The organism is Akkermansia sp. NBRC 115031, assembly GCF_030268505.1.
GTDB lineage: Bacteria > Verrucomicrobiota > Verrucomicrobiia > Verrucomicrobiales > Akkermansiaceae > Akkermansia > Akkermansia massiliensis.
Window position 1 is genome coordinate 35,819 of the sequence record NZ_BSQU01000010.1, and the last position, 20,610, is coordinate 56,428.

Below are 20,610 nucleotides of genomic sequence, written 5' to 3' on the forward strand. Positions count from 1 at the left end.
AACGGCCGCCCTTCCCCGTGGAAAGGCGGCCGTTCCTTTTCAAGCCTGTTTCAAAAATCCATGGACCGGAGTTGAGCAGTCCTCAAAAAAGACCGGGGGGCTATTTGGCCTCCCCTTCTTCGCCGCCGGCGTCAGCCGCGGCCTTGTCCGCGGGCCGCTTGCGGCGGTGCGCAAAAACGTTTTCCTGCTGCCACACGCGGGAAAAGGCGGACGTGATGAGACCCGTGGAAATGGCGATGATGGATACGGCAATGAACATGATCACCCCGGTAAAAATGCGCCCCATGGGCGTAATAGGCACCAGATCGCCATACCCCACCGTGCTCAGGGTCTCCACGGCGAACCAGAGAGCGTCAAAAAAGGAGCGGAACTTCTCCGGCTGGGCTTCATGCTCCGCAATGTAAATGCCCAGGGACGTGACGTACAGCATGAACAGGATCACGGAGAAGAACAGGAAAAACTCATCCCGGATCAGGTAAAAGGCCTTTTTAAAACTGGCCGCAGTTTCGTTAAACCGGGCCAGCTTGAAGATGGCCAGCACGCGGACAATCCGCAGGGAATAAAGAATCTGCCAGTCCAACCCGAAAAACATGCCCAGGAACGGCACGCAGACGATGAAATCCAGAATGCCCATGCCGCTGAAGATATAAGCCTTCCGCGGCTTGGCGCACAGCACCCGCAGGATGTACTCAAACACAAAGAAATAGCTGATCCAGTAATTCACCTTGGCCGCAATGCGGCCTACCAGCGGGTGAACGTCCGGAATGGCATTCAGCGTGTACAGCATGAACCATACCAGAATCAGCACCCTGACGACGTTCTCCCAGGGACCGAAATTGGCTGCGCCTTGCTTGGTGCGGGTAATCAGGGGCATGGCGGGAATCAGGGATGAAGGGCGGCTTTCCATTCGTCAGCCTTGAAGCCGACGCAGATCCTCCCGTTGGTGATTAAAATGGGGCGTTTGACCAGCATGCCGTTGGTAGCCAGCAGGGCCACCTGGTCCTCCAGGCTCATGCCGGGAAGCCTGTCTTTCAAATTCATGCTCTTGTACAGCAGGCCGCTGGTATTGAAAAACCTCTTGGACGGCAAGCCGCTCTCTTCAATCCAGGTCCGGAGCTCCTCCTCCGTGGGGTTCTGCTCCACAATGTGGCGGTCCTTATAGGAAACGCCCTGTTCATCAAGCCATTTTTTGGCTTTCTGGCAAGTCGTGCACTTGGGATATTCAATAAACAAGGAAGGCATACCTGCACGCTAGCCCCGTAAACACACCGGGTCAAGCGGCCAGCACAGCCATCCTGCCGTCATGACTTGATTGGAACACGCCGGGCGCATCCGCCGCAAAAATGGCGTACCCTGAAAGAGGAACCGGAATGCGTGCAGGCGCAGCGGAAAGCCGCCAGGCACGCCGGAACGTCAGAGCACCATGGCGCTTCCCAGTTGCGCGATGGAAACGGGATTGGGCTGCCGCTCCCTGAGCGCCTCCGCCAGAGCCAGGGAAGCTTTCTCCTCCCCGTGCGCCAGGATGATGTTCCTTTTGGGCCCACCGGTCTTGTCAAAATACTCCAGCAACTCTCCATGGTCTGCATGCCCGGAGAAGGAATCCATCTCCCGTATCCTGGCCCGGACGGTGTACTGCTTGCCCAGGATGGGAACCTCCTTCCACCCGTCCATGATCTTGCGGCCCAGCGTATGTTCCGCGCAATAGCCCACAAAAAGGACCGTATTCTTCGGGTTGCCGATGTTGTTTGCCAAGTGGTGGAGGATGCGCCCGGCTTCACACATGCCGGAGGCGGAAATAATAATAGCCTGCCCGTTCATCTTGTTCAGCTCCTGGGATTCCCCTACGGAACGGATAAGCCGCAGCTGTTCAAAACAGAACGGATCCTTTTCCCGGAACAGGAAATCGTACACCTCCTTGTTGAAGCACTCCGGATGAATGCGGAATATTTCCGTGGCGCCCACGGCCATGGGGCTGTCCACATACACGGGCAGCAAAGGCAGCGAGCCTTCATGATAAGCCCTGTTCAGCAGGTAAAGAAGCTGCTGGGTGCGTTCCACGGCAAAAGCCGGAATGTAAACGCGGCCGCCCAGCGCCAGAGCCTCCTTGATGGCCCGGCAGAAGGTCTCGTCATCACGGGAGGGAGCCTCATGGAAACGTCCGCCATAGGTGCTCTCCATCAGCAAAATGTCCACATCCGGAACAGGCACGGGGTCACGGAGAAGTTCATTATCCCCACGCCCCACGTCCCCGGAAAACAGGAAGCGTTTCTTCCGTCCGTCTTCCCGGTCCTCAATATCCAGGCACACCTGGGCGGCCCCCAGGATATGGCCCGCATCATAAAACGTGAGCGTCACGCCCGGAACGACGGGAATGGGCCGATCATACCCGATATTCACGAACTGGCGCATGCACCGTTCCGCGTCCTGCTCGGAATAAGTGGGGTAAATCTCCGGCTGCTGAATGCCCCGGCGCTTGTTCATCTTATTAATGAACGCGCAATCGTGCTCCTGGATGCGGGCGGCGTCCGCCAGCATGAGCTGGCAGAGGTCCCGGGTCGCAAACGTACTGTAAATATTCCCCTGAAACCCCTGCTTCACCAGATTGGGAAGGTTGCCGGAATGGTCGATGTGCGCGTGGGAAAGAACCACCGCATCCACCTCCGCCGGAGAAAAATAGGGAAAATCCTTGTTGATGTGCCAGGCCTCCTCACGCCGCCCCTGGTACATGCCGCAATCCAGAAGAATCCTGCTCCCGTTCACCTCCAGCAAATGCTGGGACCCCGTCGTCGTACCCGCCGCTCCGCAAAAATGAATTTTCATTAATACATGTGTACAACAAGCCTCCGGCCAACGCAAGAAATCAATGCCTGAAGCTTGCAATTCAAAGGACTTGCCCCTCTGAAAAGAGAAAGAAGGAAACTGCCGGGGCGTAAACAATTTCCCGCGCCGGAAACGGCAACCCTTTTGGAAACCGCGATACGTCAATCAAGAAGAATCATGCCCTTTCTCTCTCCGCCAGCCTTGGAGAAGAAAACTACAGTTTGAACCGTCCTCCGCTCCGTACCGCATTTCTGCAAACGTCAAGCTTCACCTCCATCCCCGCCCGGTTTCCGGCCCTTGTAAAAACCTATCCGGCAATACACACAACGCCCCGGACCTGCATCATGACTGAAAACCGGAACATCCCGCGTCTAGAAATAATACCTGTATAACTACCGGGAAAAAGAACCCGCACGAACTCTCTGAGGAAAATTCCGTTATGAACGCGCACGCCTCTTGAAAGCCATGGCTTTTCAAGACGCTCCCTCCCACTTTTCAGAAAACCTTTGCGGCCAGGGTACAAAAAGGGCGGGAATCTCCCGCCCTGTACATGCCGCCGTCAGGCTGCAAAAACTTACTTGTCTTCCGGCTTGGTTTCCGCCGGCGTCTCCGCTTCCACGTCAATGGGCTGGGAAAGCTCGGGAGAGGGGCGGGACTCCGGCTTGGAGGCGGAAGCATCGCTCACGGTTTCCTTTTCCGTCTTCAACAGCTCCTCTTCAAACTCGGACTTGGCCTTCTTGAACTCTCCCAGGCTCTTGCCCAGGCCGCGGGCGAATTCCGGGAGTTTCTTAGCGCCGAACAGCAGGAAAACGATCACCAGAATGGCGATAATCTCCGGCGTTCCCAGACCAAAAATAGCTAACGTGTTCATCATGGAGTGCTACGGTGTTTTTAACAGATTTTTTTCATGACGGATACTCCATAATACGCTTCATGCGTCATCAGAGGATTCCTGTTCCTGTTTTTGCTGCTCCGCAAGCCTTCTAACGGCAAAACGGTGGAAACGCCAAACGACCAGGAAAATCACCAGGGAAAGCGTAGCCATGCTGCCCCACAGCAGCCAGAACGCGGCGGAAGCCGCCCCTTCATCCCCCAGTTCTCCGGCCTGGTTCCAATAATAATAGGACAGCACCGGATTCCAGGACAGGGTGCTGCCCGGCAGAAGATGGAGGCGCGCCATGCGGTTCATGGCCGGCAGATAAGCCGCCTGGGCGGATGCTTTCATCAGGGAATCCCCCTGCGCATCATCGCCCCGCGTATAATACACCTGGGCCAGCATGTACATGGCCTTGGGGTCCCCCGTTGCGTCTGCCGCGCGCCGCAGCAGCCTGTAGGCTTCATCCGCATCCAGTTCCCCTCCCTTCCCGTTCTGGAGCAATTCCGCGGCCTTCAGGGCGGCAGGGGGGTAACCGATGGCGGCGGCTTCACGGTACAGGGCCAGCGCGCGCGCCGCCTGTTCTCCGGAAGGAGAGCCTTCCATCAGCATGTCCGCCAGGGCAGCCATGCTGTACGGATCCTTCCATTCCGCGCCTTTTTCAAACCAGTTGAGGGCTTTTTCCCGGTCAGGGGGCATATACTTGCCGTCCCGGTACATCATGCCCAGTTCCATGACGGCGCCCAGATCCTTCCGGCCAGCCGCCTTTTCAAACCATTCCACGGCCTTGGCCGCATCCTGCGGGACGCCCAGGCCATCCCGGTACTTGAATGCCAGAAGCCCCTGTGCCGTCAGGTTGCCGCTTTCCGCCGCATGAAGGAGGTACGGAACCGACTTTTCCGGAGAGCTGTCCGGAACCAGCTTCCGTTCATAAACAAGGGCCACCCACAACGCCGCCTTGGAATCGCCGGCGTCAGCCTCTTTCCTCCATGTTTGGAGGGCTTTTTCATAATAGCGGGCCGCCATTTCCTCATTCTTCGGACCGCCTGTTCCCTTGGAGGCCATTACAGCCACCTGGTACTGGGCCGCGGCATTGCCGCTGTCAGCGGCGCGGGCAAACCAGTACCGGGCCTTTTCAAGATTCTTGGGGTACAGGCGGCTGCCTGTATAAAACAGCTTGCCCAAATCCAGCATGGAATCCACGTCCCCGCCATTGGCCTCCTTCTCCGCCAGGGAAACGTATTCAGACATCCATTTGGACGTCTCTGGGGCATTCCCCTCCACATCATAATGCACGGCCAGTTCCCGGGCGGCAGCTTTATCCCCGTTATGGGCTTTCTCCTGAAGACTGGACAGGTACGTCCCAAAATCCCCCTCACCGGCAGGAGCCGGGGAGGGAACATCCTGAGACGCATGAAGCGGAGGCTGAACGAGGCACAGCCCACACAATCCGGCAAGGAGCCACCATTTGCACTGCTTCTTCATACCGGAACAAGTCAATCATTAACGGCCCCTGTTTCCGCGGGAGAAACCGCCGGAAGATCTGCCGCCAAAGCCCGGTTTGCGAAAACCGCCTTCACGACGCTGGAAGCCTCCCTCGCGGCGGTCTCCTCCGAAACCGCCTTCGCGGCGTTTGAAACCTCCTTCACGACGGTCACCCCCAAAACCTCCTTCGCGACGCTGGAAGCCTCCTTCGCGGCGGTCTCCGCCAAAGCCGCCTTCACGGCGTTGAAAACCTCCTTCACGGCGGTCTCCGCCAAATCCGCCTTCGCGACGTTGGAAACCTCCCTCGCGGCGGTCTCCTCCGAAGCCGCCTTCACGGCGCTGGAAACCTCCCTCGCGGCGGTCTCCTCCGAAGCCGCCTTCACGGCGCTGGAAACCTCCTTCGCGGCGGTCTCCTCCGAAGCCGCCTTCACGGCGCTGGAAGCCTCCCTCGCGGCGGTCTCCACCGAAGCCGCCTTCACGGCGCTGGAAACCTCCTTCACGGCGGTCTCCTCCGAAGCCGCCTTCACGGCGTTTGAAGCCTCCCTCGCGGCGGTCTCCGCCAAATCCTCCTTCACGGCGTTTGAAGCCTCCCTCGCGGCGGTCTCCGCCAAATCCTCCTTCACGGCGTTTGAAGCCTCCCTCGCGGCGGTCTCCTCCGAAACCTCCTTCACGACGCTGGAATCCTCCCTCACGGCGACTGCCACCGAAGCCGCCTTCACGGCGTCCACGGAAACCATCTTCCCGGCGTTCGCGGGAACGGAATCCGGAATCATCCCGAAGGTCTTCACCGTCCTTGATTTCATCCTCGTCTTCCGTATCCGCAAAGCGGGTTTTCATTTCCGGAGTAGGTTCATAAGAATCCCCAGCCTCAAAATCTTCCGGATTAAATACATAACCTTCATCGGAATCATTGTCTTTCCCGCTCTGTTCGCCCTTGGCGGAGGTCCCGGCGACAAGCTGGGAAGCGCCCAGGTACTTGCGCTGGCGGGGAGGATTCTTCAGCAGCAGGGCTACGTCCGCATCATCCAGGAATCTCCAGCTTCCGGGTTCCAGATCCCCCCCCCACAGGGAGCCGATGCGCACGCGCACCAGCTTGCGGACACGGAGACCCAGGCACTGGAACATCTGGCGCACCTGGCGTTTCAACCCCTGTTCCAGAACAATGCAGGCGCGGCGCGCGGAAGCGCGGCAGACGTACTTGGCCTTGGCATTGCCTTCCGGGATGCGGACTCCGCGCAAAAACTGCATCAGCACGGAATTGTCAAAATTCTGATCTACCGTCACCCAGTATTCCTTTTCAATCCCGCCGGTGGGGTGGGAAAGGGTCTGGGTCAGCTCCCCTTTGTTCGTCATGATCAGGAGGCCTTCGGAATCCGCATCCAGCCGTCCCACGTAATTCAGATGGCGCAGGCGCGGCGGCAGCAGGTCGTAAACAGTGCCTATGGCCCCCTGGGCTTCACGGCTGCATACGTACCCGCGCGGCTTGTTCAGCAGCACCACAACCTCCTCCATGGGAGTCATGTGGCGGCCGTCCACCTTCACGAAATCCTTCTCCGTCACCCTCATTCCGGGCGTATCAATAACCTTCCCGTTCACTTCCACGCGTCCTTCCTCAATCAGTCTGTCAGCCACCCGGCGGGAATCAATGCCGCAGGATGCAAGGAATTTATTAATGCGGATACCTCCGTTTTCTTCGGAGCCATGTTGTTCTTCACTCATATTGGTATAATGTCCGCTATCTCAGCGGATGGTTTTGTATTGTTTGTATTACGGCAATTCACGCGCCCCAAAAAGAGGGAAAGCCTTCTTTGCCGGAAGAAAAAAGCCTCTCGGTTCATAGACATCCGAGAGGCTTCCTGTATTAGGAAAATGACTTGCCGTGCATGACTCCGCCGGGAAACTCTCCGGAGGGGGTAAAAGCAGGCTTAAGCTTCATGCTTGGTCTTCGGCAGGCCGAGGGGGCTTTGGCCCTTCTTCCATTCGCCGCGTTCCTTGAGAAGCTTGACGCGTTCAAAACGCTTCAGGACGGAACGCTTGCCGCCTACGGTACCGGTTGCTTTGAGGCTGGAATGCTTGGACATGATCTTGTGTTTTGTAAAAGGTTCAGAAAGGTGCTTTACACCACCCTCGCGGTGGCAGGCGAGGTCTTATAACGGAAGGCCCCGGTCTTGGCAAGAGAAATTTGACGCGGCGGTCAAATATCTCATTCCACGGCATCCTCCGGATGCGCCTTCAGCCACGCTCTCCATAAATCCGGACGGTTCAGCCGCGTACGCTCCAGGGACTTCGCATGCTTCCACTTTTCAATGGCGGGGTGGTTGCCGCCCAGCAGAATGTCCGGAACGGCCAGCCCGCGGAACACGTTCGGCTTGGTATAGGCGGGCGCCTCCAGAAGGCCGTTGGAAAAAGACTCCTCCACGGAAGAGCGTTCATCCCCCAGCACGCCGGGAATCAGGCGCGCCACGGCATCAATCACCACCACGGCGGCAATCGCTCCGTTCGTGAGAATATAATCCCCGATGGACAGCTCCACATCCACCAGTTCTTCCACCACGCGGTGGTCCACCCCCTCATAATGCCCACAGAGGATGATAAGGTGACCGCCGGATGCGGCCAGCTCCCCGGCCAGGGACTGATTGAAAGTGCGGCCCTGCGGGGTCATCAGCACCACGCGCGTTTCCGGCCTGCGGAGTTCCTCCACGGCGGCAAAAATGGGTTCCGGTTTCAGCAGCATGCCCTGGCCGCCCCCGCAGAGGTAGTCGTCCGTCTTGCGGTGCTTGTCCACCGTCCAGTCACGGATGTTATGGCAGCGCACCTCCACCAGCCCCTTTTCACGGGCCTTCCCCAGGATGCTGCCGCCCAGGGGGGCTTCCACCATCTCCGGGAACAGGGAGAGAACGTCAATAACCAGTCCAGCGGCCATAAGAAGGGAAGGAAAACGTCAGCGTTCGCGCTTGTGGCCGCGCAGCATGGCCTCAATGAAGGGGTCCAGGTTGCCGTCCATTACGTCCTGAATGTTGCCGGACTCCACGCCCGTGCGCAAATCCTTCACCATCTGGTAAGGCTGGAAGACGTAGGAACGGATCTGGTTGCCCCAGCCGATGTCCCCCTTTTCACTGTACTGGCGGTCAGCTTCCGCCTGCTTCTTGTCTTCCTCAATCTGGTACAGCTTGGCGCGCAGCATGTTCATGGCCTCCTCCTTGTTGCGGAGCTGGCTGCGTTCGTTCTGGCAGGCTACGATCACTCCGGAGGGAATGTGCGTGATGCGCACGGCGGTTTCCACCTTGTTCACATTCTGGCCGCCCTTGCCGCCGGAACGGTAGGTGTCCACCTTCAAATCCTTGTCCAGAATCTCAATACTGATGGAATCGGAAACCTCCGGCGTAGCGTCCAGGGAGGCGAAGGAAGTGTGCCGCTTACCGGCGGAATCAAAGGGAGAAATGCGCACCAGGCGGTGGATGCCGCGTTCATTCTTCAAATAACCGTAAGCATACTCTCCATCCACCTTCAAGGTCACGGAACGGATGCCGGCGTCATCCCCGTCCGTGCTTTCCAGATAAGTCACGGAAAAGCCGCGGCGCTCACACCAGCGGATGTACATGCGCATCAGCATGGACGCCCAGTCACAGGCTTCCGTGCCGCCGGCCCCGGCGTGGATGGTCACGTAACAGGAAGCCTGGTCCTGCGGACTGTTCAGCAAGGTAAGCAGCTCAAAATCCGCCAGGGACTTCTGCCATTTGGCAAACTCCTCCACGGCCTCCCGGCCCAGGTCGTCATCATCCGCCTCCTGGGCCAGTTCAATGGTAGCGTCAATATCCTCCAGCCTGGACTTCAGCCCGGAAAAGGCCTCCATCCTGTGTTTCAGGGGATTCACTTCCGCCATCAGCGCCCGCGCGGCATTCTGGTCATCCCAGAAATCCGGAGCGCTCATGCGTTCGTCCAACTCGGCCACTCGTTGTTGAATGCCGTCCAGGTCAAAGATAGCTCCCGAGCTCGGAAAGACGGCTGTGCAAAACAGCCGTGTCGAGCGCCGAGAGATCTGCAGCGATATGGGGATCCATGCGCGGGAACCTATCACGAATCACCTGAACGGAAAAGGGCAAAATACCGATTCTCCCGGTCATTCTTTTTTCAAGGAAAATTTCTCATGGAGATACTCCATAAGATTCTGGCAAGGGACGTGAGGTCCTTGTTCCCGGCAGTGCGGCTATCGGAAAAAGCAGGGGAAAGGACATATCCCACAGCCTGAACGAATCACAGGGCCGTGTATGGAGGTATCCCGTCCTTCCCGGATAGCCGGCACCCAAAGCGCAACGGAGGCTTGATCCAAATCCCGCCCGCCACCGGAACTAAAACCTACCCGGCAGAATCTTCCCCGGAACCCTCAAAAGGCCGTATCCGGCAGGACTTGAGCTTTTCAATCTCCTCAAAAGTCATGATATGCTCAATCTGGCAGGCAACCTCATTGGCGCGTTCTTCCGGAAGAGCCAGTTCCTCCCTCAGGAAATCAAACAAAATACCGTGGCTGACAATGATTTTTCCCGCGATTCTGCGGCCCTGGGGCGTCAGCTTGACGGGAGCATACTGCGTGTACTCCACCAGCCCCATGTCCGCCAGCTGCTTGACGGCAGACGTGACGGAAGGCATTTTCACCTTAAGCATCTCTGCAATATCCCGCACCTGGGCCGTTCCGCTCTTTTCAGACAGCAGCCCGATGGCCTCCAGATAATCCTCATTGCTCTTGGTCAGCTCCAACATGGTATAAGGGAACAGTTAATCCCTTAGGCGGAACTAACTCAAGACTTTTTCCATCCTGATTTGGAATGAGAAAAAAAACCGCCGCGAATATTACCATTCGCGGCGGTTAAATCAATCAGTGAATTACGGAGATAAGCTTACTTCTCTTCAGAAGGGCTCCATTCTTCGTTTTCACGGGTAGCCAGGTTGAAGGCGTGTTCCAGGCCCACCATGTCGCTGCTCGGGCGGAGAGCTTCAAAGGAGGCGGTTTCACGGCGGAGCTGCTCGGTGTCGTAATTGACGGCCTTGATGGAAAGGCCGATGCGGCGTTCGATGCTGTCCACCTTGATCACGCGGGCGGTGATTTCATCACCCACCTTGATCACGTCCTTCACGCGTTCCACGTGGTCTTCGCTAAGCTGGGAGATGTGAATCAGGCCGTCGATGTCCCCGTTCAGGTTCACAAAGGCGCCGAAGCTGGCGATCTTGGCCACCTGGCCGGTCACCATGTCGCCCACCTTGAAGCGGTCGTTGATGGATTCCCACGGATCGGACTCAAGCTGCTTGATGCCAAGGGAGACACGCTGGTCTTCCTTCTTGATTTCCAGAACGATGGCTTCCACTTCGTCGCCCTTCTTGAGGACTTCGGAGGGGTGGTTGATCTTGCGGGTCCAGCTCATGTCGGACACGTGGATCATGCCGTCGATGCCTTCTTCCAGGCCCACAAAGGCGCCGTAGGGAGTAAGGTTGCGGACCTGGCCCTTGATAACGGTGCCGATCGGGAAGCGGGATTCGATATCCGCCCAGGGATTGTCTTCCAGCTGGCGAACGCCGAGGGAGATTTTCTGTTCCTTCACGGAAATGGAAAGCACCACGGCTTCGATTTCCTGGTCCAGCTTCAGCACGTCGCTCGGACGGGTGATTCTCTTGACCCAGGACAGTTCGGAAACGTGCACCAGGCCTTCCACGCCCTTTTCCAGCTCCACGAAGGCGCCGTAAGGCAGAAGCTTGGTCACGCGGCCCTTGACATGGGAATTGATCGGGTACTTGCGTTCGATGTCCGCCCAGGGATTGTCCGTCATCTGCTTCAGACCCAGGGAAACGCGTTCCTTTTCGCGGTCCACTTCCAGAATCACGACTTCCAGGGACTGGCCGATGTGGAGCATTTCGCTCGGGTGGTTCACGCGGCCCCAGCTCATATCCGTGATATGAAGCAGGCCGTCCATGCCGCGGAGGTCGACAAAGGCGCCGAAGTCCGTGATGTTCTTCACGAGGCCTTCCACCTTGTCGCCTTCCTTGACGGTTTCAAGGAAGCGCTGGCGCTGGTCGGCGCGTTCGGCTTCGATCACTTCGCGGCGGGAAAGGACGATGTTCTTGCGGTCGTCGTTCACCTTGACGATCTTGAATTCGTAAACCTTGCCCACGTATTCGTTCAGGTCGCGCGGGGGAATGATATCCACCTGGGAACCGGGAAGGAAGGCTTCCACGCCAACGTTGACCATGAGGCCACCCTTGACGACGCTCTTCACTTTACCCTTGACCAGGCCGCCATCGCGGTACACGCCCACGATCTTATCCCAGTTCTGCTTATGGGCGGCCTTTTCCTTGGAAAGGACGACGATGCCTTCGTCGTTTTCGAGGCGTTCCAGAAGGACCTCGATCTGGTCCCCCACTTCGATTTCCTCGTCTTCAAACTCGGAAATGGAAATAGCGCCTTCGGACTTGTAGCCGATGTCCACCAAAACGACTTGGGGACGGATTTCCTGGATGGTTCCGGTAACGATGGAACCTTCACGCAATTCGCGGAACTTGCTGTCAATAAGTTCCGCCAGTTCAGTTGTGCTCATTTAAATGGTTGATGAGTTAGTATTGCCGATTTTTCTCATGGCCCCTTATTGGCCGGCGGGCAATCGGGGCGCCTTCCCCCGCCGGGCGAAAAATCGGTTGCCTTCAATACCAGTTTCACGCAAGAACTCAAGGCTTTTCTTGAAAAACTCCTTCCGATTTTTTTACGGCCCTGCGGCGCCCCGACGGATGGCGGCAAAAACAAGCGCACAAAAACCTTGTAGCCCTCCCTCCCCATGTTAAATTCCGGCTAATGGGAAAATGCGGAACATCCGCATCCGTCAACCACTCCCGCCGCAAAGCCATGAAAAAAATCATCCTGTCCCTCCTCGCTGCGGGGCTGTCCGGAACAGCCCTCCTTCACGCCGCGGAACCCGTCAAACTGGACCAGCCGGACCTGGAACGGGGGGCGCCAATTATGAAAGCCCTGTCTGACCGCCAATCCATCCGGAGCTTTTCTGAAAAAATGCTCTCCCAAAAAGATCTGTCAGACCTGCTCTGGGCCGCCAACGGAATCAACCGCCAGGAATCCGGCAAGCGTACCGCCCCGTCCGCCATGAACCGGCAGGACGTCAAAATTTACGTATGCACGAAAGACGCCTCCTACCTCTATGACCACAAGGCCCACGCCATGGTCCCCGTAAGCGACGGGGACGCGCGCCCGGCGGACGCGCCCGTTTGCCTGGTTCTTGTGACGGACACGGCGGAACCCTGGGCAGCCATGGACGCCGGCATCGTCTCCCAGAACATCTCCCTGTTCTGCTCCGGAACGGGACTGGCTACCTACCCACGGGCCAGCATGAACAAGGAGGCCCTGGCAAAAGCCCTGAAACTGGCCTCCCCCCAAACGCCCATGCTCTGCCATCCGGTAGGGTATAAAAAATAACAACTTCCGGTTCCATCCTTTGGATGGGCCGGAAAAGGGGCCATCCGGAACCGGAAATGAATTCCGCAACAGGCGGAATCAGGGCTCCGGCAGAATATCCACGTAAATGCCGGGAGAGCTCCCTTCAATGGGCATCGCGCCTACCGTCCGGGCATAAAAATCGGCTGGCCCTACCCCGCCGATGATGCCGTAGGCATGCCCCATCTCACGGAGCGCGTTCAATGCGGAAACCAGCAAAACCTTGCCCACGCCGCTCTTGCGCGCCTCCTCCGCAACCCCCATGGGGCCAAGAAAACCGCGCGCCGTCACGTCATAGCAGGCAAAGCCGAGAATCTTCTTCTCCCGTGTGGCAATATAACAGGAAATGGGCTGGCGGCTGAATGCAGTCTTCGTTTCACTCACCCACTTGGGAGAAAAATTCCGGCCTACCCATCCAGCCACCAAATGGCGTTCATAAGCCCCCGGCCGCCGGATCAAAATGCCGTCCTTCTCCAGCTTCCGCAACTCTTCTTCAATATCGGGCAAATCATACAGCCGTACCAGCATATCCATCATAACCCCGGCACCGTATCACAACCAAGTGCCGCGGCGAATAAAAAAAACTGGACAAACCCTCCTTTCAACCGTAGACTTCGCCGCACCACAAACAACGAGCTGTAGCGCAGGCTGGTAGCGCGCTTCGTTCGGGACGAAGAGGTCGCAGGTTCGAATCCTGTCAGCTCGACCATATTTCCCCATTGCAAGACCTTGTAATTCATTCATGTTACAAGGTCTTTCTCTTTTCCGACTTGTGTATTCCGCGACCTTGCTGATAAACCTTCCTGCCCCCGTACTTTTACTTGAACACCAGCTTGAGCCCTCTCTCCTGCGGTTCCATGCACAACAGCATTATCTTGTTCGTGCGCAGAGATATGCACAGGAAAAGCGGCCTATCCATTCCGGAAATTTAATAGACCCCGGCGCTCTGACGACTTGCGACATGGCTTTTATTCAAGGCCAGGCACCTAGCATGGGACTTTATCAGTCATCCGTCAAATTCCCATTGCCCAGAGCCTGCTTCTTTTTCTAAAATACAGGTAATGAGTGAATACTTCCTGAAACTCCCCGGCGATTCCCAGCCGAGAGCCTATTCCGAATATGAAGTCCGTGAATTTCTGGGACAGGGCGTGATCGACTCAACAACGCTCACCTGGAAACAGGGCATGGATGGATGGCAGCCTGTGGACCAGGTTCTCCCGTCAATGTCCCCCGTCCGGAAAGAATTGCAGGAGGCAGAGGAGGAAAACCAGCCAGCGGAACAGGAATACCGTTTGCGTTATCCTCTGGCCGGGCTTGCCAAATTATCCATCCTGGCGTGCTTCGTGCTGCTGCCTTTCATGCTCTGGAGCAGCTGGATTGTTTTCTCCAACAACGTCACCAATTATGAGGAAATCCAGATGCTCATCCAGCAGAACATGGCTCACCTGCCGTCCTTCGCGGTTCCGCTGGTTTTCCTTTTCAGCATCCTGTTCATTCCTTCCCTGCTCATCCAGTTGATCTGGCTGTACCGGGCATCCGCCAATGTCCAGGGCTTCCAAATTCCGGGGCTGCGGTTCACGCCATTCCTGAGCGTCCTCCTGAGCTGCATGCCGGTAGTCGGCATGGTGCTCAATGCCCTGATCCTTCAGGAATTATACCGGGCTTCAAAGAATCCGGCGGCATGGATGCTGCAAGCCCCCTCCCGGTCGCTGCGGCTGTATCTGCTCGTTACCACGGCTTTGACCCTGTGCGCGCTCTTCCCCTTTGGGGCGGAACATTACCTGACGGCATTTCTGGTGATCGGCTCGCTGATGACGGCGGCCAGCATTCTGTGGCTGGTCTGCGTCCTGCAAATCACCAGGAAACAGCAGGAGCTGGTCTCCAAAAATCCAGACACACGCTCCTGACGGGGAAAACGCCGGGGTTAGCGGTCTCCCTTTTCCTCCGTGTCCGGACGGTCGTCCGGAAGGATTTTATCCAGCGCTTCCATACTATTGTCCTTGTACAGGTTCTCCAGCAGCTTTTCCCATCCCGCCGCCATTTGAACCTGTTTCAGGGCAATAACGGGATCAGGCATCATCATTTCCGGGGAGGGAGCGTATTGTTTCAATACTTCATCCGGATTGATCCGGTTGAACGTCGTTTTTCCATAGCCCGGCATTCCCGCTTCATGGGCGATGGATTCAATCATCTCAAAATGCAGATGCGCCAGATAGTTGCCGTGCGCTGTTCCGACCGTGCCGATCTGCTCTCCGCGCCCCACCAGTGACCCCAAAGGAATGTCGCTGACGGTTTTCAAATGAGCGTACAGGCTCTGCACAAAACGCCCGTCCGGCAGGCGGTGGAGCAGGACGACGACATTGCCCCAGTCCGGCGAAGGCTCTCCCGCGTAAATCAACAGCCCGCGTCCGGCGGCCCTCACGGGCAGTCCCTCATCCGTGTTCTCGCCGCCAATCCCATTCAAATCCTGTCCGGTATGCCGCCCTCCACGGGCGGCATTCATATCACCCAGTCCCTGGGCAACATAGGTAAAGGCGCCGTTTTCATCTCCGAGAGGGGACGTGAACGTATCCGCCAGCGGAGCCTTTGCCAGCTCCTGGGGCGTCAGCAAAATCATCCGGTAATCCACAGGCACCGGAGCAGACCGGGGAACATCCTCATCATAAATATTATGGCGCATCCCGGCATCCGGAGAGGCGGCATGGCTGGTTTTATACCAGGCAAACGCCGTAATCAGGATGCAGGCCGTTCCCAGAAGGCCCAGAATGACGCGGGATGTCGTCTTGTCTATCATCGTGCCGACTTTATATCCAATGAGCCGGATTTACAATCACAAGATGGTCAGACCAGCGTCTCCGGAAACTTTTCCGTCCACAATTCGCGCGCCGCACGGATATCCTCCGCGGAAGCGCGTCCGGAGAGTTCCCAGACGAGCGGAACTCCATGCGGGAAAAAAGGCAGCAGGCGTTCAAACGGCACTCCGCCGCCCAGCAGGGGAACCTGGTGGTCCCGCGACGGCCACTTGACGTCGTTTACATGCCCACCTATCAAATGGGAAGACATCCTGCGGAGAAATTGTTCATGATTCAATATAAGGAGATTGTGCTTCCTTTGAATATGACCGAAGTCATGCCAGTACCCGATGAAGGGATTTTCCCCAAATTCCTGCATCAGCAGGCCCATTTCATCCTCGCTGGGAACCTGTTCATAATGGCTGCGCCCTTCAATGCCCAGCTTTACGCCAAGTTCCGCAGCATGGGGCAGAAGCTGCCGGATGGCCTCACGGGCACGTTCCAGATAAACGGGAGCAAGCCGGTTGCGGCGGCGCACAAACTCCCCCTTGGTTCCGGCAAATGACTCCGTTTCCACCATTCCCTGACGCGCCAGGCTCTGCAAATGAGCCGTATCCGTACGCTTCACCAGAGGTTCCACCGTCCCCATGTGCAGCACAATATATCCGGCGCCCAGGGCGGCCCCCTGCTCCATGGATTTTTTCGTCAGCTCAATCGCCTTGGCGCGCACCTGCGGCAAATCTGCGGTAAACGGCCTGCTGTCCGGAGCGTCCCCCACCTCGTCGATGGGTGCCGGGAAATAATTATGGACCCCGGCCACCTGAACCTTTCCGGCTTCCACCGCCCTCATGATGCCGGGCAGAAGGGAAAGCTTGATGCCGTGGGAAAGTTCCACATGGTCAAATCCCAGGGAGAGGATTTCATCAATCATCTCTTCCCCGTCCTGGTGGCGGTGGGAGTTCCAGCATGTAGAAAATACCAGCATAGGCAACGGTCAACTGTTATGAACTGATGGAGCCGGGTTCCGTATAGGAATCCTTCATCCATTCCCTGACGGCGGCAGTCATGCTGCCGGCCACATCCGCTCGCGGTTTGACGAAGGCCGGGACAAACCACGGGAACGCCCCCACCAGGTCATGAATCACCACCACGTCCCCGTCACACGTATGCGCGCCGGAACCGATGCCCAGCGTGGGAATGGGGGAATGCACGGTAATCTGGCGGGCCGCATGAGGCGTCACGCCCTCCACGACCACAGCGCAGGCACCCGCCTCCGCCACGGCTTCCACATCCTTTACCAGGGCTTCCTCCTCAGCGGAGGATTTCCCTTTGATTTTATATCCGCCTTCCTCCAGCACCTTTTGCGGCAAGAGGCCGATATGCCCTACCACGGGAATGCCGGCATCCACAATGGCACGTATCTTTTCCGCCTGGGCGGCTCCCCCCTCCAGCTTGACGGCGTCCGCTCCGGCCTGGAACAGCCTCCTTGCAGACTGCACGGCCTGCTCCACCGTATCATAGGTATGAATGGGCATATCTCCCACCAGCAGGGCATTCTTCACGCCGCGCGCCGTGGCTTCCACATGGTGAATCATGTGGTCCAGCGTCACATGGGTGGTATCCGGAAACCCCAGAAGCACCATTCCCACGGAATCGCCTACCAGCACAATATCCACGCCGGCCTCATCCAGAAGGCGGCCCGTAGGGTAGTCATAAGCAGTCACCAGCGTCACGTGCCGCCTGTTCTTGCAGGCGCGGATGCGTTCCGCTTTTTCAAGAGATTGATTCATGATGTTCTATAAACATGCAGTTACCAGCGTTCCGATACCAGGAGCGGGTCAGCCTCATCCGTATCCAGTTCCGCCAGCAGGCAGGAAACCGTTTTAGCCTGGCGGGGCAGAATGAGGTCCGGCCTGATGTCGGAAAGAGGCTTCAAGACAAATTTTCTCAAATGAGCCCTGGGATGGGGGAGAATCAGGCGGGGCGGATCGTTGACCACCATGTCCCCCGCGTAAATGATGTCCACGTCCGCCGTACGGGGTTCGCAGCGGATTCCAGAGCGGATGCGTCCCAGGGCGCGTTCTATGCCCTGGCAATGCACCAGCAGTTCTTCCACCGTACCGGGCCAAGTGAACTCCACCACGGCATTCAAATAATCATCCGCGCCATGCGGACATCCCTGCGGACTGGTAGCATACAGGGAGGATTGCAGGAAAGGATCGTCGGACAGGCTCATCTTCAGCAGATGGTCCCTGGCCTGAACCATCAGGCTGTTTTTGTCCCCCATATTGGATCCCAGTGCGATGCCGGCTCTCTTCATCAGCAAAAAAGGCATCATGGCCGTTCCGGGAAGGGGAGACGGCCATGATGCGGAAAAATTATAATTGGGAAAGGCCCAGAACGTCTTCCATGGTATACAGCCCCGGTTCCCTGCCCTGCAGCCAGAGAGCTGCACGGACCGCTCCGGAGGCAAACGTCATGCGGCTGGATGCCTTGTGGGTAAGCTCCAAACGTTCTCCGTCAGAGGCGAACACCACGGTATGGTCTCCTACTACATCCCCTCCGCGCAGGGAATGCATGCCTATTTCATTGGCGGGACGGGGACCCACCAGGCCTTCGCGGCCAAAAACCACGCTGTCTTCATAATTCCTGCCAATGGCGCCGGACAGGATTTCCGCCAGCGTCCGGGCCGTGCCGGAAGGAGCGTCAATCTTGTGGCGGTGATGCATTTCCATCACCTCAATGTCGCAGCTGCCGCCCAGGATCTGGGCCGCCTTGCGCGTCAGCCAGAACAGGGCGTTCACTCCTGCGGAATAGTTGGACGCGAATACGATCGGGATGGATGCGGCTGCATCCATAATCTCCTGACGTTCCAGCTCCGTATGCCCCGTGGTGCCTATCACCAGGGGCTTGTTATTGGCTACGGCTTCCGCCAGCAGGGTGCTGGTGAAAGCATGGTGGGAAAAATCAATGGCGACGTCGCATTTGGCGAGAGCCGGATAAAGCTCCTGCCCCTGGTCGTACGTGGCGCCCACGCAGGTGTCCGGATTCTGCGTCACCGCCTCCTGGACAGCCTGGCCCATGCGGCCCGAAATGCCTGTAACAAGAATGGAAATCATATAGTTGAGATATCAAAGAACGTTGAAACGTTGAAGAAGCGCGGAAAGCTGGGCTTCCTTTTCTTCCGGCAAAGGAACCAGCGGAAGCCGCACGCCGGGCTGGATATCCCCCCTCAGCGCCAGCGCCGCCTTGATCGGGACGGGGTTGGAATCCAGTGTCATGAGGCCCTTCATCAGTGGATAAAATGTTTTCTGGAGGGAAAGCATTTCACCCATATTCTGATCCAGGCCGGCTTTCACGATGGAATTCATGATTCCGGGAACCAGATTGGACGTTACGGAAACCAAGCCACTGGCGCCACAGGCCATAAAGGGAACCGTCAGGCCATCATCACCGCACAGGACGGTAAAATCTTCCGGAACCACCTGCATCAGCTGGTTCACGCGGTCCACGCTGCCGCCGGCCTCTTTCACGCAAATAATGTGGGGACAGTCCTTTGCCAGGCGTCCCACCGTCTCCACGCTGATTTCAATACCGCAACGGCCCGGGATGCTGTACAGCATGATCGGCAGACGGGTGGCGTCCGCAATGGCCTTGAAATGGGCATAAACGCCATCCTGGGAGGGCTTGTTGTAATAAGGGCACACCTGAAGCGTTCCGTCCACGCCCATCTTCTCCGCCTCCTGGGTCATATGGATGGCCTCCGCGGTAGAATTGGCCCCCGTACCTGCAACTACCTGAATGCGGCCTGCCGCGCTCTCCACGGCCAGTTCAATCACCCTCAAGTGTTCTTTTACAGTCAAGGTGGGGGATTCACCTGTGGTGCCGACGGCCACAATGCCGGCCACGCCGGCAGCCACCTGGGCTTCCACAAGCATTCTAAAAGCCTCTTCATCGACCCGATTGCCGACAAACGGAGTCACAATTGCTGTATAAAGACCTTGAAACTTCATAACCTTACTTGGAAATATACTATATTAACAGACACTTTTTGTCACGACAGAATACAGAAATATGGCATGCCTGTCAGGCATCCCGGAATACCGTCCGGGAACAGACGGAACAAAATTCCAGACAGGAGTTGAACAAGGAAAGGGATGCTTCCGTCCTCATGCCGGGCTTCCAAGCGGCTTTTCTTCCATTGACAACGATGTATTCACGGTGAATATGACGCCCTTCCCTCCCGCACAGAAATAACGCCGCCGCACACGCGGAGGAAGCCAGCCTGGACTGGGAGACGTGCCGAAATACCGGACGGTGAATCACAACCTGGTTTATCCGGACGTCCTTCCTATTCAGACAATTCTCCAACCCTGCGGCATCTTCCTTCCAACATTGTTCCCTCCATCTTACCTTTCTTCCGGAACGGGAGACCATATTCACGACCATGGCGCCGGAAACAAAAACGTGCTCAAGCAGAATGGACAGGTGACTGCGTGCGGAACAATTCAGGCCCTGCACCTCAACCGCGGCATCCTCACAGTTGATCAAATAATCGACTCGTCCATAGAGGGTATGTACCAGCCCTGCGAAGGAAGCCAGATCCGGAGGATGGCCCAGACAGCCCGACATGCCAAAGTGATTGCCCCCTGGCAGACAGTCCACCACGCGGGAAGACTCTTCACCGGCTTCATGCAGCATGGCAACCACAGTTCCCCGGCACGCAAACGCCTTGGCGGCGAGGTATCCTATGTTGCCGGCGTTCCCCAGGATGACCGCAACGGGCTTCTGAATGATATGGGATTTCATACGCCGCCATTTTTGATGGAAGAACGGGTGCCGTCAATAGCAGGGATATCCTTAAACCGTTAAGAAAGAAAGAGGGATAGTTAAGGAAATGTTACGTAAGGTAAGAACTCTATTACGACAGGGATAGCCGTCCTCCTTGGTTGCCTCATCCTCCTTCAGTTCCACTTAGCCGGAGTAGAGGAAGAGAAGGAGATTCAAGATTTTCCATCAAGAAAACGAACAAGCCCCGCCAGTTGAGGAACTGGCGGGGCCTGATGAAAAAAAATCCCGGCGGCGACCTACTCTTGCGGGACCTATCGTCCGACTACCATTGGCGCGGCAGCGTTTCACTTCCGGGTTCGGAA

Annotated in this window: 21 protein-coding genes and 1 tRNA gene; 4 read left to right on the plus strand and 18 right to left on the minus strand. The window is 57.2% G+C overall.

Annotation, left to right across the window (positions count from 1 at the left end; translation table 11 throughout):
* Window positions 1–100: 100 nt before the first annotated feature.
* The 11 genes from QSJ36_RS12260 to QSJ36_RS12310 all read right to left on the minus strand — a co-directional run bounded on the left by QSJ36_RS12260 (window position 101) and on the right by QSJ36_RS12310 (window position 11,763).
* Window positions 101–874 carry an ion transporter gene (locus tag QSJ36_RS12260; RefSeq protein ID WP_022396090.1) on the minus strand — a complete coding sequence of 258 codons (774 nt, stop codon included), beginning with the start codon at window positions 872–874 and terminating at the stop codon, window positions 101–103.
* 8 nt (window positions 875–882) lie between these two features.
* On the minus strand, window positions 883–1,242 hold the full coding sequence (locus QSJ36_RS12265) for an arsenate reductase family protein (protein ID WP_102737230.1): 360 nt from the start codon (window positions 1,240–1,242) through the stop codon (window positions 883–885).
* A 171-nt stretch (window positions 1,243–1,413) separates the two neighbouring features.
* Window positions 1,414–2,820: an MBL fold metallo-hydrolase gene (locus QSJ36_RS12270; RefSeq protein WP_102727784.1), complete on the minus strand. Its 1,407-nt coding sequence runs from the start codon at window positions 2,818–2,820 to the stop codon at window positions 1,414–1,416.
* A 574-nt stretch (window positions 2,821–3,394) separates the two neighbouring features.
* Window positions 3,395–3,694, minus strand: coding sequence for a twin-arginine translocase TatA/TatE family subunit (locus QSJ36_RS12275; protein WP_215443687.1), 300 nt, complete (start codon window positions 3,692–3,694; stop codon window positions 3,395–3,397).
* Window positions 3,695–3,751: 57 nt separating this feature from the next.
* Window positions 3,752–5,179 (minus strand): hypothetical protein, encoded by a 1,428-nt coding sequence (locus QSJ36_RS12280; protein ID WP_285468748.1) that lies wholly within the window; start codon window positions 5,177–5,179, stop codon window positions 3,752–3,754.
* Between the two features lie 18 nt (window positions 5,180–5,197).
* Window positions 5,198–6,898: a pseudouridine synthase gene (locus QSJ36_RS12285; protein WP_285468749.1), complete on the minus strand. Its 1,701-nt coding sequence runs from the start codon at window positions 6,896–6,898 to the stop codon at window positions 5,198–5,200.
* A 206-nt stretch (window positions 6,899–7,104) separates the two neighbouring features.
* Window positions 7,105–7,260: a small basic protein gene (locus QSJ36_RS12290; RefSeq protein WP_012419301.1), complete on the minus strand. Its 156-nt coding sequence runs from the start codon at window positions 7,258–7,260 to the stop codon at window positions 7,105–7,107.
* 122 nt (window positions 7,261–7,382) lie between these two features.
* A complete protein-coding gene (trmD, locus tag QSJ36_RS12295; RefSeq protein ID WP_285468750.1) occupies window positions 7,383–8,102 on the minus strand; it encodes a tRNA (guanosine(37)-N1)-methyltransferase TrmD in 720 nt (239 codons plus the stop codon).
* Window positions 8,103–8,120: 18 nt separating this feature from the next.
* Window positions 8,121–9,240, minus strand: a protein-coding gene (gene prfB, locus QSJ36_RS12300; protein ID WP_285468751.1) for a peptide chain release factor 2 whose coding sequence is annotated in 2 segments (ribosomal slippage) — window positions 8,121–9,155 and window positions 9,157–9,240 — 1,119 coding nt in all. Because the reading frame shifts where the segments join, the coding sequence is not laid out codon by codon here.
* Window positions 9,241–9,535: 295 nt separating this feature from the next.
* Window positions 9,536–9,937, minus strand: a complete 402-nt coding sequence (locus QSJ36_RS12305; RefSeq protein ID WP_102722898.1) for a metal-dependent transcriptional regulator — start codon at window positions 9,935–9,937, stop codon at window positions 9,536–9,538.
* Window positions 9,938–10,074: 137 nt separating this feature from the next.
* Window positions 10,075–11,763: a 30S ribosomal protein S1 gene (locus tag QSJ36_RS12310; protein ID WP_102712389.1), complete on the minus strand. Its 1,689-nt coding sequence runs from the start codon at window positions 11,761–11,763 to the stop codon at window positions 10,075–10,077.
* 302 nt (window positions 11,764–12,065) lie between these two features.
* Here QSJ36_RS12310 and QSJ36_RS12315 point away from each other — a divergent pair, with 302 nt between their 5' ends.
* Entirely contained in the window at window positions 12,066–12,647 is a 582-nt protein-coding gene (locus tag QSJ36_RS12315; protein WP_102722909.1) for a SagB/ThcOx family dehydrogenase, read from the plus strand.
* 78 nt (window positions 12,648–12,725) lie between these two features.
* Here the strand turns inward: QSJ36_RS12315 and QSJ36_RS12320 are convergent, their stop codons facing one another.
* Window positions 12,726–13,202 carry a GNAT family N-acetyltransferase gene (locus QSJ36_RS12320; RefSeq protein WP_102722899.1) on the minus strand — a complete coding sequence of 159 codons (477 nt, stop codon included), beginning with the start codon at window positions 13,200–13,202 and terminating at the stop codon, window positions 12,726–12,728.
* A 95-nt stretch (window positions 13,203–13,297) separates the two neighbouring features.
* On the opposite strand from QSJ36_RS12320, the gene QSJ36_RS12325 reads away from it, so the two are divergent.
* Both QSJ36_RS12325 and QSJ36_RS12330 read left to right on the plus strand, forming a co-directional pair.
* A tRNA-Pro gene (locus QSJ36_RS12325) sits at window positions 13,298–13,374 on the plus strand.
* A 352-nt stretch (window positions 13,375–13,726) separates the two neighbouring features.
* Window positions 13,727–14,572: a GYF domain-containing protein gene (locus QSJ36_RS12330; protein WP_022396960.1), complete on the plus strand. Its 846-nt coding sequence runs from the start codon at window positions 13,727–13,729 to the stop codon at window positions 14,570–14,572.
* A 17-nt stretch (window positions 14,573–14,589) separates the two neighbouring features.
* Here the strand turns inward: QSJ36_RS12330 and QSJ36_RS12335 are convergent, their stop codons facing one another.
* The 6 genes from QSJ36_RS12335 to dapA are packed head-to-tail and all read right to left on the minus strand — an operon-like array spanning window position 14,590 to window position 19,470.
* Window positions 14,590–15,459, minus strand: coding sequence for a M23 family metallopeptidase (locus tag QSJ36_RS12335; RefSeq protein ID WP_102727690.1), 870 nt, complete (start codon window positions 15,457–15,459; stop codon window positions 14,590–14,592).
* A 47-nt stretch (window positions 15,460–15,506) separates the two neighbouring features.
* Window positions 15,507–16,442 (minus strand): TIM barrel protein, encoded by a 936-nt coding sequence (locus QSJ36_RS12340; RefSeq protein WP_102729115.1) that lies wholly within the window; start codon window positions 16,440–16,442, stop codon window positions 15,507–15,509.
* Between the two features lie 16 nt (window positions 16,443–16,458).
* Window positions 16,459–17,247, minus strand: coding sequence for a 3-methyl-2-oxobutanoate hydroxymethyltransferase (gene panB, locus QSJ36_RS12345; RefSeq protein ID WP_022396963.1), 789 nt, complete (start codon window positions 17,245–17,247; stop codon window positions 16,459–16,461).
* Window positions 17,248–17,267: 20 nt separating this feature from the next.
* Window positions 17,268–17,795, minus strand: coding sequence for a 2-amino-4-hydroxy-6-hydroxymethyldihydropteridine diphosphokinase (folK, locus tag QSJ36_RS12350; protein WP_022396964.1), 528 nt, complete (start codon window positions 17,793–17,795; stop codon window positions 17,268–17,270).
* 40 nt (window positions 17,796–17,835) lie between these two features.
* Window positions 17,836–18,576 carry a 4-hydroxy-tetrahydrodipicolinate reductase gene (gene dapB, locus QSJ36_RS12355; RefSeq protein WP_102722906.1) on the minus strand — a complete coding sequence of 247 codons (741 nt, stop codon included), beginning with the start codon at window positions 18,574–18,576 and terminating at the stop codon, window positions 17,836–17,838.
* 12 nt (window positions 18,577–18,588) lie between these two features.
* Window positions 18,589–19,470 carry a 4-hydroxy-tetrahydrodipicolinate synthase gene (gene dapA, locus QSJ36_RS12360; RefSeq protein ID WP_022396966.1) on the minus strand — a complete coding sequence of 294 codons (882 nt, stop codon included), beginning with the start codon at window positions 19,468–19,470 and terminating at the stop codon, window positions 18,589–18,591.
* Window positions 19,471–19,774: 304 nt separating this feature from the next.
* On the opposite strand from dapA, the gene QSJ36_RS12365 reads away from it, so the two are divergent.
* Entirely contained in the window at window positions 19,775–20,329 is a 555-nt protein-coding gene (locus QSJ36_RS12365; protein ID WP_285468752.1) for a hypothetical protein, read from the plus strand.
* The last annotated feature ends 281 nt before the right edge of the window (window positions 20,330–20,610 follow it).

What these genes read in the sequence shown, in the direction of transcription:
- QSJ36_RS12260 (WP_022396090.1), bottom strand. Translation starts at nt 874, where the DNA reads ATGCCCCTGATTACCCGCACCAAGCAAGGCGCAGCCAATTTCGGTCCC.
- QSJ36_RS12265 (WP_102737230.1), bottom strand. Translation starts at nt 1,242, where the DNA reads ATGCCTTCCTTGTTTATTGAATATCCCAAGTGCACGACTTGCCAGAAA.
- QSJ36_RS12270 (WP_102727784.1), bottom strand. Translation starts at nt 2,820, where the DNA reads ATGAAAATTCATTTTTGCGGAGCGGCGGGTACGACGACGGGGTCCCAG.
- QSJ36_RS12275 (WP_215443687.1), bottom strand. Translation starts at nt 3,694, where the DNA reads ATGATGAACACGTTAGCTATTTTTGGTCTGGGAACGCCGGAGATTATC.
- QSJ36_RS12280 (WP_285468748.1), bottom strand. Translation starts at nt 5,179, where the DNA reads ATGAAGAAGCAGTGCAAATGGTGGCTCCTTGCCGGATTGTGTGGGCTG.
- QSJ36_RS12285 (WP_285468749.1), bottom strand. Translation starts at nt 6,898, where the DNA reads ATGAGTGAAGAACAACATGGCTCCGAAGAAAACGGAGGTATCCGCATT.
- QSJ36_RS12290 (WP_012419301.1), bottom strand. Translation starts at nt 7,260, where the DNA reads ATGTCCAAGCATTCCAGCCTCAAAGCAACCGGTACCGTAGGCGGCAAG.
- trmD (WP_285468750.1), bottom strand. Translation starts at nt 8,102, where the DNA reads ATGGCCGCTGGACTGGTTATTGACGTTCTCTCCCTGTTCCCGGAGATG.
- QSJ36_RS12305 (WP_102722898.1), bottom strand. Translation starts at nt 9,937, where the DNA reads ATGTTGGAGCTGACCAAGAGCAATGAGGATTATCTGGAGGCCATCGGG.
- QSJ36_RS12310 (WP_102712389.1), bottom strand. Translation starts at nt 11,763, where the DNA reads ATGAGCACAACTGAACTGGCGGAACTTATTGACAGCAAGTTCCGCGAA.
- QSJ36_RS12315 (WP_102722909.1), top strand. Translation starts at nt 12,066, where the DNA reads ATGAAAAAAATCATCCTGTCCCTCCTCGCTGCGGGGCTGTCCGGAACA.
- QSJ36_RS12320 (WP_102722899.1), bottom strand. Translation starts at nt 13,202, where the DNA reads ATGATGGATATGCTGGTACGGCTGTATGATTTGCCCGATATTGAAGAA.
- QSJ36_RS12330 (WP_022396960.1), top strand. Translation starts at nt 13,727, where the DNA reads ATGAGTGAATACTTCCTGAAACTCCCCGGCGATTCCCAGCCGAGAGCC.
- QSJ36_RS12335 (WP_102727690.1), bottom strand. Translation starts at nt 15,459, where the DNA reads ATGATAGACAAGACGACATCCCGCGTCATTCTGGGCCTTCTGGGAACG.
- QSJ36_RS12340 (WP_102729115.1), bottom strand. Translation starts at nt 16,442, where the DNA reads ATGCTGGTATTTTCTACATGCTGGAACTCCCACCGCCACCAGGACGGG.
- panB (WP_022396963.1), bottom strand. Translation starts at nt 17,247, where the DNA reads ATGAATCAATCTCTTGAAAAAGCGGAACGCATCCGCGCCTGCAAGAAC.
- folK (WP_022396964.1), bottom strand. Translation starts at nt 17,795, where the DNA reads ATGATGCCTTTTTTGCTGATGAAGAGAGCCGGCATCGCACTGGGATCC.
- dapB (WP_102722906.1), bottom strand. Translation starts at nt 18,576, where the DNA reads ATGATTTCCATTCTTGTTACAGGCATTTCGGGCCGCATGGGCCAGGCT.
- dapA (WP_022396966.1), bottom strand. Translation starts at nt 19,470, where the DNA reads ATGAAGTTTCAAGGTCTTTATACAGCAATTGTGACTCCGTTTGTCGGC.